This window comes from Candidatus Colwellia aromaticivorans (genome assembly GCF_003333305.1).
In the GTDB taxonomy this organism is placed as follows: Bacteria; Pseudomonadota; Gammaproteobacteria; order Enterobacterales; family Alteromonadaceae; genus Colwellia; species Colwellia aromaticivorans.
Map to the genome: position 1 here is coordinate 1 of NZ_QOLD01000012.1, position 10083 is coordinate 10083.

At 38.1% G+C, this 10083-nt stretch carries 10 protein-coding genes and 1 riboswitch; of the genes, 5 read left to right on the forward strand and 5 right to left on the reverse strand.

Annotated features, from left to right (window positions below; translation table 11 throughout):
* Positions 1-540: 540 nt before the first annotated feature.
* The 5 genes from DWA31_RS01470 (at position 541) to DWA31_RS01490 (ending at position 6189) form a co-directional block, all read left to right on the forward strand.
* Positions 541-1383 (forward strand): ABC transporter ATP-binding protein, encoded by an 843-nt coding sequence (locus DWA31_RS01470; RefSeq protein ID WP_114324907.1) that lies wholly within the window; start codon positions 541-543, stop codon positions 1381-1383.
* On the forward strand, positions 1376-2362 hold the full coding sequence (locus tag DWA31_RS01475; RefSeq protein ID WP_114324908.1) for a FecCD family ABC transporter permease: 987 nt from the start codon (positions 1376-1378) through the stop codon (positions 2360-2362). The genes DWA31_RS01470 and DWA31_RS01475 overlap by 8 nt, the downstream gene beginning before the upstream one ends.
* A gap of 27 nt (positions 2363-2389) precedes the next feature.
* On the forward strand, positions 2390-3025 hold the full coding sequence (gene cobO, locus DWA31_RS01480; protein ID WP_114324909.1) for a cob(I)yrinic acid a,c-diamide adenosyltransferase: 636 nt from the start codon (positions 2390-2392) through the stop codon (positions 3023-3025).
* A 77-nt stretch (positions 3026-3102) separates the two neighbouring features.
* A complete protein-coding gene (locus tag DWA31_RS01485) occupies positions 3103-4011 on the forward strand; it encodes a cobalamin-binding protein (protein WP_245942428.1) in 909 nt (302 codons plus the stop codon).
* A gap of 83 nt (positions 4012-4094) precedes the next feature.
* A riboswitch (cobalamin riboswitch) is annotated at positions 4095-4292 on the forward strand.
* A 64-nt stretch (positions 4293-4356) separates the two neighbouring features.
* On the forward strand, positions 4357-6189 hold the full coding sequence (locus tag DWA31_RS01490; protein ID WP_168427267.1) for a TonB-dependent receptor domain-containing protein: 1833 nt from the start codon (positions 4357-4359) through the stop codon (positions 6187-6189).
* A 224-nt stretch (positions 6190-6413) separates the two neighbouring features.
* Here DWA31_RS01490 and DWA31_RS01495 read toward each other — a convergent pair whose 3' ends face one another.
* The 5 genes from DWA31_RS01495 to DWA31_RS01515 all read right to left on the reverse strand — a co-directional run.
* A complete protein-coding gene (locus DWA31_RS01495; RefSeq protein WP_114324911.1) occupies positions 6414-7100 on the reverse strand; it encodes a histidine phosphatase family protein in 687 nt (228 codons plus the stop codon).
* Positions 7101-7119: 19 nt separating this feature from the next.
* Positions 7120-7689: a bifunctional adenosylcobinamide kinase/adenosylcobinamide-phosphate guanylyltransferase gene (gene cobU, locus DWA31_RS01500; RefSeq protein ID WP_114324912.1), complete on the reverse strand. Its 570-nt coding sequence runs from the start codon at positions 7687-7689 to the stop codon at positions 7120-7122.
* A gap of 25 nt (positions 7690-7714) precedes the next feature.
* Positions 7715-8533, reverse strand: a complete 819-nt coding sequence (locus DWA31_RS01505) for an adenosylcobinamide-GDP ribazoletransferase (protein ID WP_245942429.1) — start codon at positions 8531-8533, stop codon at positions 7715-7717.
* Complete coding sequence (cobT, locus tag DWA31_RS01510) at positions 8526-9608, reverse strand: nicotinate-nucleotide--dimethylbenzimidazole phosphoribosyltransferase (RefSeq protein ID WP_114324913.1); 1083 nt, start codon at positions 9606-9608, stop codon at positions 8526-8528. The genes DWA31_RS01505 and cobT overlap by 8 nt, the downstream gene beginning before the upstream one ends.
* Positions 9609-9964: 356 nt before the next feature.
* Positions 9965-10083: IS3 family transposase (locus DWA31_RS01515; RefSeq protein WP_136037966.1), on the reverse strand; the 119-nt coding region annotated here is incomplete at its 5' end.

The window sequence follows — 10083 nt, forward strand, 5'->3', positions numbered from 1 at the left end:
TCATGGGATATTCTCCAATCTAAGATGAGGCGACATGCCTCAAAACTTAGTGTAGGAAAAAGTGAATGTGTTATAGGAGTATGCGGTGCTTGCCAAGGACACCATTACCGCGAAGCGGTTTAGTTCTTGTGGCTAGGAGCCGAAGTATTAATTTAGTCACTCGAAGCTTCTTCTTTGCGCACAAAGTGATCGTTAGCATTATTCTGTTTCACAGCGCTAATATTGACTTAACATCCATAATCTCAACACCTATATTGATTCAAAATACGATTAATGAGTTTTTACTGGATTAAAACAAATAGCCATCTAAACATCTAAAGCTTGCTAATTAGTTTAGCTCAGCGTAAAATCTAATTCTTAGCTAGGAAATGAGGTGCCTTTACTCGACTCAATAGTCATAATAAAGAATTCCTCAACTGTACCCGCAACTGTAAATCGTTATTTTATTTAGATAAAACAAAATGATAAGTCAGATATCTAGCCCGTCAAGTACACTAACAATCAACCAATTTTTTGCGTGCGGGAAAACACCAGAACACTATGCCAATACAATTACAGGTTGATCAGCTAAGCTGGTCAATTAACACTACAAGCATCTTAAAAAACATCTCTTTTAACGTTAATAAAGGAGAGGTTCTTGGTATTATTGGTCCTAACGGTGCTGGTAAAACTAGCTTGCTACGTTGTATCACTAATCAGCAACAAAATGTTCGCGGTGCTGTTCTTAACGGTTCGATCTATCTCAATAACAAAAAAATCAACCACTATAGTACCAAACAACTAGCTCAACACTTTTCCCTTGTGGCACAAAAAGCTGAAGCCATCTTTTCATTAACCGTTATCGACATTATCAAAATGGGCTTGTTACCCCATAAAGGCTTGTTCGCTTTAGATGATGATCACGATAGAGAGAAAGTAAAACGCGCGCTAATTAAAGTCGGTTTGGCTCATGCTGAAAAAATGGCTTTTAATCAACTCTCTGGCGGCGAGCAGCAAAGGGTATTAATTGCCCGTGCTCTAGTACAACAAGCAAAAATTTTAATTTTAGATGAGCCTACAAATCACTTAGATGTTTATTATCAGCACCAAATATTAGACTTAGTTAAACAATTAAAAGTTACTGTGATCATGACAGTGCATGATCTCAATTTAGCCAGTCAATATTGTCAACGTTTATTGCTACTCAATCAAGGTCAATTAATTGCCGATGGTAGTCCTGTTGACGTACTAACAGAATCACAGTTGAGTTCGGTGTTTAAGTTACCTTGCCAAGTAGAACAAAGAGCGACAGAGCAAGATCCTACTTCACCAAAGCCTCGAATATTTTTTTCTCTGCCACATAAACAAGATTCAACAATAAGCGTAGGCGCTCAAGATGAATAAATTACTCTTTATTCTCATTACATTACTGTTGTTAACCTTTGCTTCTGCCATAGCAGGATTGCACTTTGGCCCTGCAGACATAACAAGTAACCAAGTGGTGCAATGTTTACTCGGTAATTGCGATAATCAAATTAGCCAAATGGTGATCTGGCAAGTACGTGTTCCTAGGGTATTAGTGGCATTAGTTGCAGGCATGGGGCTTGCGATTGCTGGCGCTATTTTACAAAATACCACTCGTAACCCATTAGCTGATCCCTATCTATTTGGTATTGTGTCGGGTGCTGGTTTAGGCGCAACCATTGCTAACCTTTCATTAGGAGAGCATCTAAATATTGCCCTTCCCCTTGCTGCTTTTCTCGGCGCTTTATTTGCTATTACCATCGTATTATTTATTGCGAAAGTGCTACAGCGCATGGAGCAGCTGCTACTCGCAGGGGTTGCTGTATCTTTTATGTTGGGTTCACTCACACAGTTCATCCTTTATTTCGGTGAACCTTTTGCAACAAACCGAGTGATTTTCTGGCTAATGGGTAGTTTATCTCGCGTTGAGATGAATAATTTTTACGTTATTGCCAGCGTATTGATAATTACCATTGTTACTATTATTGCCTTACACAGACATATAGATGCCTTGTTGCTAGGCGATGAAAGCGCAGCAAGTTTAGGCGTCAATGTAGATAAATTAAGGCTATTAATGCTTGGGCTATGTGCTGCACTTACCGCAACTATCGTGGCATATTGTGGTGGCATCGGCTTTGTTGGTTTAATGATCCCTCATATTGTTCGCCAGATCATTGGCGTAACCACACTTAAACTAGTTATAGGTAGTGCTTTTATTGGCGGCAGTTTTTTAATCTGGGTTGATATTATTGCTCGCTCAGCTTTAGCAGATGCAGAAATTCCTATTGGTATTATTACTTCCGCTTTAGGCAGTATATTTTTCCTCTTTATTATGGTTCGCACAAGAAATACTAATTGATAGTTGCGAATAACAAAGGACAAAAACATGACAGATAAAAATTCAGACATAAGTTCAGGTAAAAATTCAGATAAAAAAAGTGCACAACATAAAAAACGTATGCAAAACCTCAAAGACAAAGTAGATCAGCGTATTGATAATGCGCAAGAAGAACGCGGTTTACTCATTGTAATTACCGGTAACGGTAAAGGTAAGTCCACCTCTGGCTTTGGCACAATTGCTCGCGCCGTGGGGCATGGATTAAATGCTGCTGTTGTACAATATATTAAAGGTACATGGGCATGTGGCGAACGAGCTTTACTTGAAAACGCGGGTGTTAGTTTTGATGTGATGGCAACAGGTTTTACTTGGAATACACAAGATAAAGAACAAGATATTGCTGCAGCACAAAAAGTTTGGCAACGCAGTAAAGAATTATTAAAAGACACTAATGTGGATGTGATTTTGTTTGATGAATTAACCTACATGCTCAGCTATAAATACATTGATTTAGATGAAGTTATCCATGCCCTGCAAAATAGGCCGGTTAACCAACACGTGATTATTACAGGGCGTGCTTGCCACCGAGCTATTATCGATTTAGCTGATACGGTTAGTGAAGTTCAATCAGTGAAACATGCTTTTGATAATGGTATCAAAGCACAAAAAGGAATTGACTGGTAAGCAATCTGCCCTTCGACCCTTCGACCCTTCGACCCTTCGACAAGCTCAGGGTGCTCGGAGATATTAGAAAAAAACAAATGATTTCGAAAATCCAAGTAGCGAATAAAGGTAATGTGAAAAAAATGCTCCAAAATTTATTGTTCTTAGGTCTTTTTTTCCTAAATTTAATCAACACCGCACACGCAATTTCAAGCAGTGAAATAAAAGTAAAGCCTACCATTATTGCGCTTTCACCTCACATAGTTGAAATGCTATATGACATAGGTGCAGGTGAGCAAATTATTGGCACGACTTCCTTTGCTGATTATCCTGAACAAGCCAAAAACATTCCGGTTATAGGTAGCTATTTACGTTTGCAAATTGAAAAAGTGATCACGCTACAACCTGATTATATTATTGCTTGGAAAACAGGTAATCCTAGCGATGATCTCGCTCGTTTAAAACAACTTGGTTTTACTATTGTTTACTCGCAGCCAAATTCTTTTGAGGATATCGCTAAAGAAATGCGCGAATTTGGCGAATTAACGGGGCATAAAACACAGGCTGAAACAAAAGCACAACAACTACTGAATGACCTAGAAAAAATAACCAGCCAATACCAAAATAAAACTCCTATCACGGTATTTTATGAACTGTGGTCACGACCTTTGACCACCGTAGCAAAAGGCAGTTGGCCTCAGCAATTTTTAAACATTTGCCAAGCAAAAAACCCCTTTGAGCAAGCTGATGCTGCTTATCCACAAATTAATATTGAAAAAGTACTGTTATCGCCAGTTCAAATAATCATTCAACCTTTATCGGTAAATCAGACTGATAGAGAAGGCTTTAATTGGCAAGATTGGCCCATTATTCCCGCGGTTGCTAACAAACAAATAATTCAACCTAATGCTGACGCCATGCACCGCATGACCATGCGCAGCTTAAAAGAATTAAAAAAATTGTGTGTTGAAATCGACAAAACTAGGGAGTTAATTAAAAAAACCTAGTGAAAAACCCGTTGATGTGACGACACCAAGGCAGGTATCGTCGCACCAACATTTAGCCTTAACTTAGTTATTAAAAAAATCAAGTTAAGAATATTTAATCAGGTGTTTGCTCTTGTAAGGAACAAGTGAATGCAAATTAAACGGGAAGTTGGTGAATACTTACTTATCTAAATAGATAATAAACATGACTCCAACGCTGCCCCCGCAACGGTAATAAGTTTTTATGTTGATTCAAGACAAAAACTTTAAGTCCGGAGACCGGCCTGAAAGAACCATATACCAATTAGGTATTCCATCAAGTATTCACGGAGGGTGTTTATTTTGATGGCTATATTAAGACATAACATGAAAAAAACACTTTTAGCTTTAACCATTGCTAGTTCGTTAACACCTGTATTAACTTTAGCAAACCAAACAACAAATAACGTTGACGAAACTGAAAACATGATTGTCACTGCCAACCGAACTTCACAAAGCAGTACGGATTTACTTAGCAGCGTCAAAGTCATCAGCCGTGTTGATATTAATTTATCATCGGCTAATTCTGTTGCCGAATTACTCAACGATGTAAATGGCCTACAGATGTCACAAAGTGGTGGTGCCGGTCAAACAACATCCATATTTAGCCGAGGTACAAACGCAGGTCACACCTTAGTTATTATTGATGGTCAGCGTATTAGCTCTGCAACTTTAGGGCAAACCAATTTTGCTAACATTTCCGTTGAGCAAATTGAACGAATAGAGGTAATAAAAGGTCCTAGAGCAGCGCTATGGGGCTCAGATGCTATTGGCGGAGTAATTCAAATATTCACCCGTCAATTAGCTGCTGGCGAAATAGCTGCTGATTTAGGCTTTGGCAATATGAATCAAAAACAGCTGAGTGTTAGTGCTGCTTTAGCTCATGGTGATGGTAGTACTACTTTCACAGCATCAGCAAAATCAAGTGATGGCTATGATGTTTTTCAAGGCGCTGAAGATGATGATGACGGCTATAACCGAGAAAGCTTATCTTTCGTTGGGCAGCAAGCTATCAATACCCATTGGCAACTGAATTGGTTAGCAAAATACAACCAAGGGGAAAGTGATTACGATAACGCCTACGGCGGCGCAAATGAGAGTTCTTTTGAAAATCAACAATGGCAACTATCAGCAAGCCAAGATGAAGGGGATTGGAACCAAAACTTATTCATTGGACAACAGATAAATGAAAGCAGATCTTTTGGCAATGGTATTCCTGAAAAAGACGGTACTTTTTTCGAAACAACACGTTTGCAAGCAAGTTGGTTAGTCGGTTTACAACTAACCAAGCAATTAACTACAAATATTGGCTTTGATTTCATTGATGAAAAGGTTGATTCAAAGACGCCCTATGACGTAACGCAACGTGATAATAAAGCCGCTTTTGCACGATTCGCTTTTGATAACGACACTATTATTTTAGATGGTGCTTTACGTTATGACGATATTGAAGGAGTTGATAGTGAAGTCACTTATAACTTGAGTGCAGGTTTTCGCTTTGCTCAAAACTCACTGGTTAGTTTAAATTTTGGTAGTGGTTTTAAAGCACCAAGCTTTAATGACTTATATTTCCCTAATAATGGTTTATCATATGGTAACCCTGATTTAGTTGCCGAAACATCAGACAGTATAGAGTTATTAATAAAAAGTGAATTTTCAGGCGTAAATATTGAGCTAAGTATTTTTGACACAGAAATTGAAAATTTAATTGAATGGCAGCCTGATGCAAATTTTGCCTACCATCCAGTTAACGTCAATAAAGCTGAAATTAATGGCGCTGAGTTAACGCTTGATTCAGCTTTTTTAGGACTAAATCATCAAGTTCAATTAAGTTATTTAGATGCTAAAGATAGCGATACCAATGAGCCCTTAATTCGCCGTGCTAAACATACCGCAAGTTATCAAGTCAGTAAAAGTTGGGAAAAGTTAAACTTACTAGCCAGCGTAAACTATCTAGGTGAACGTGAAGATAGTGAATGGCCAGGGACAGTGACACTACCTAGTCACACATTAGTAAATGTTAGTGCTGCTTACCAAGTCACAACTGATTGGTCTGTAGCACTGAAAGTGAACAACTTGTTTGATAAAGACTATGTTACTAATAACAATTATACTGGTCAGCCAGCTCAGTATTTATTTACGGTAAGTTACCGTAAATAAATACTTATTACTTCAGTTATGCAACGGCAGCTTTTCACCTGAGAATCTGCCACGCCATATACTACGTGCACCATGACTTAAATAGCTTCAATTTTATCCCAACATACAAAACCACCAATTAAGTATTGGTGGTTTTTATTATCAAAGGTATCAAGAAAATAAAGATAGTTCGATGGCAACAGTTAAGTCATTAAGAAGTAACTATATATCTAAGTCTTTTTAGATCAAGGAGTATTAACTACGGGTAAGCCGATAAAGTTAACTTGATAATGATTGAGGTCCGATTTTTCAAAAGGCCTAGTCACTGTAATTTGACTTACACTAGCATTAGCAATTTGCAAACTTTGATGCAGTACAGGGTTTTGCCAGTCTAGTTGTAATATTTGTGCCAAAATAATCCTAATAACGCCGCCATGGGCCAATAATAGAATTCGTTTTGGTCGGTCAACACCATCACTTTGCTTGTAACAAGACTCAATAAGCTCGCTCCAAGCACTCACAATTCGCAGGTTAAAATCAGCTAAACTTTCAGCTTGAGGTAAAGTAGCAGTAGCTGGTGATTGCCAAAAACGCTCTAACATTGCCCAGTGTTTAGCACCTAAAGCTGTGCCTATTGAAAAGCTAGCGTCGTCAAAAGGAATGCCATCAAAGTCGCCAAAGTTTATTTCTTGCAAAGTATCTATGCACTGCAAGGGAGTTTTATTTTGCTCCGCAAACAATTTAGCAACAATTCGACAACGTTTTAACGGTGAAGTAATCACTAAGTCGTAAGCATTACCTTGTTGTTGAAATGCAGTTAAGTTCGTTAGTAAAAGCTTATTTTCTTCAATGCTAGGCATTACATCCGTTGAACCATAGAGTGCCGGAGCCCCTGCTACTTTTACATGCCTTACTAAACTTATTTCGATCATGGCTAGTACCTTGAGAAATTTATGATTTTAACGTTAGGGGGATGCCCGCAGTGACAAGCGTTACTCGCTGGGAAATTTTAGCAATAGCTTGATTTAGCCAACCACAATGATCAACAAATAATCGCGTAGTTTCTCCCATAGGAATTACTCCTAACCCCACCTCATTACTGACAATCACAATGTTATGATCGGTATCAGTAAAATGCTTTCTTAATACCGCAATAAAAAGGTCTATTTCATTTTTTAATTTTTGCTCTAATACTGATGAGTCAACCATGTTTACTTGCTGTTTTCCTTCCTCTAAAAACAGTAGATTATTAAGCCATAAGGTTAAGCAATCAAGCAAATAAGTTTTGTCTGTACTCGCATTTTCTAAGCAAGAAACTAAATCTATTGGACACTCAATTAGCTCCCATATACTAGTGCGATCAAGCTGATGCTTAAGTATTCTTGTCTTCATTTCATTGTCAATGGCAGTTGCTGTAGCAATATATACTGGTTGATGACTATTTCCTGCTTGTAGTAGGGTTTGTTGCTCAGCATAACAAGACTTACCGGAGCGTGCTCCCCCTAAAATAAAGTGTATCAAAGACCTAATATCCTAATAAAATTAACTATGTTTGAAGAAAAGCGACGAGCACAAAATAAATCAACAGCTCGGCAATTTGCTGTGCGGCTCCTAAACAATCTCCGGTAAAACCGCCGATTTTAGCCAATAACCAACGACTAAAAAGCTGCCTAAAGATCAACAAGATCAATAAACAACTGAGTGCCACTGACCAGCTATATAATATCAAGGGCAAAGCGCCAATAATAACAACTATCAATAATTCCTGTTTTGATTGGCTTTGCGCTAAAGGCTTACTTTTACTACTGCTTTGCTCACTAACATAGGGCAAGCTACTTATTAAACTTGCCGCTAACGCTCTAGACAATGACGCACCTAAAAACAAAGCACAAATCAAAATAAAAACATCCTGTTCGGCTAAAAAAAACAATAATGAAAATTTTAGTGCTAGCGCCAAGATTAATGTAACGCTGCCGTAGGTACCTATTCGACTATCTTTCATAATAGCTAAACGTTTTTCAACATTAAAAGCACCGCCAATACCGTCAGCCATATCAGCCAAACCATCTTCATGAAAGGCACCCGTAAGCAGTAAACTTAACGCCATGATTACTAACACACTAACGTTAATAGGTAATGTTTGGCTGATAAGCCAATAGCACACAGCTAAAATACTCGCTAATAACAAGCCAACTAAAGAGAAGTAACGGTTTGCTTTATTAAGTAGTTCAGCAGAGTAGCGTACATTTTGTGGTATTGGTATGCGAGTAAAGAAGCTTAACGCTAAGTAAAATAGGTTAAGCTGTTCACCCATTATTTTCTGAATATTGTCATGGGCTTTTAGTTTAACTTCAGGGTTATTCACTCAGCGAAACTCCAGCAGTTTCAAAACTGGCCATTTCATTATAAAAACTTGCCGCGGCTTGAATTAAGGGTAATGCTAATGCCGCACCAGTACCTTCACCTAACCGTAAGCCTAAATTTAATAATGGCTTAATATTATCTTGCGGTATCATCTTAGCCAATAATAACTGATGAGCCTTTTCTTGCGAGATATGTGCATAGATGAGGTAGTCTGCAACATTTTTATTCAAAGATAGCGCTACAAGCGCCGCAACACTTACAATGAAGCCATCAATAACTACGGGTAAACTTTTAGCTGCAGCGGCTAAAATTGCGCCAACCATTTGTACTATTTCAAAACCACCTACTTCACTTAAAATAGTATCAACATCCATACAGTTGTCGGGTAATCTCGTGAGCGCTTGTTTTATCAAACGTACTTTATTTTCTAATTGTTCCTGACAAATTCCCGTTCCAGTTCCAACACACTCTTCAACACTATACTCAGTTAATGCTGCCATAATGGCAGAAGCTGAACTGGTATTAGCAATACCCATTTCTCCTAACAGGAGCAAGTGGCAACCTTCCTGCGATACTTTATCTACCAATTGATGACCATAAGCTAAACCAGATTTCACTTGAGCCATACTCATGGCTGCTTGCTTGGAAAAGTCAGCAGTACCCGCACCTAAGCGCTGTTCAATTAACAAGTCGCCAGAGTTATCACTGACTTCCACCTTTGACAAAATACCGCAATCAATAACATTAAAGAGAATATTATTACTACGACAAAAACAATTAATCGCAGCACCGCCGTGCAAAAAGTTATTGACCATTTGCCCTGTTACCGCACTTGGCGCAATACTGAGGTTGTTATCATTAATACCATGATCACCAGCAAAAATGAGCAAACGCGGCTTTGCTAAATCAATTTTTATCAATGAAGAAAAGCACTGATATTTTTGTTGGCCAATTAGTGCCAGTTGTAGCGCTAATTGTTCAAGCTGACCTAATGAACCAGTAGGTTTAGTTTTATCGTCTATTATACTTTGTATATCACGACTTAAGGTTTTGTTTAGGGAATCAATGTTAGCCATATACTTAGTTTTTACCTGTGTTACCTGTGTTTTCTGAACAGTTTTAAGTTAGATATATTTTATGCTATTTAGCTAATTAACTGTACTTTAAATTAAGGATGATTTTTCAAACAAACAAAGCAAATTAAGTAGTAAACCGACAATGGCTAAATACTGGCATCAATAGCAGTCACTCTTCCTTGATTACGGATTTCGTAATTATTCAGGTGGTCTAGAAAAAGAAGTTAAAAAGTAAAGCAGGGAGAGATCATCCATGAATAACATTCCCTGTTTTATTTATCCTTAATGCAACATCCTCGTTGCGCTACTTTATCCCTAAAGTGTCCTAAAAAAGCATCCGGCTCCTTTTGTTCTGGTCAAGCAGCATAAGACACATTTATTGTGGACTGCTCAAACTCAATTGGAGAGCAATCACCGTTTGATGTATGAAGCCTGATCTGATTGTAATATCGGATATACGCTTCAACATCTTCCT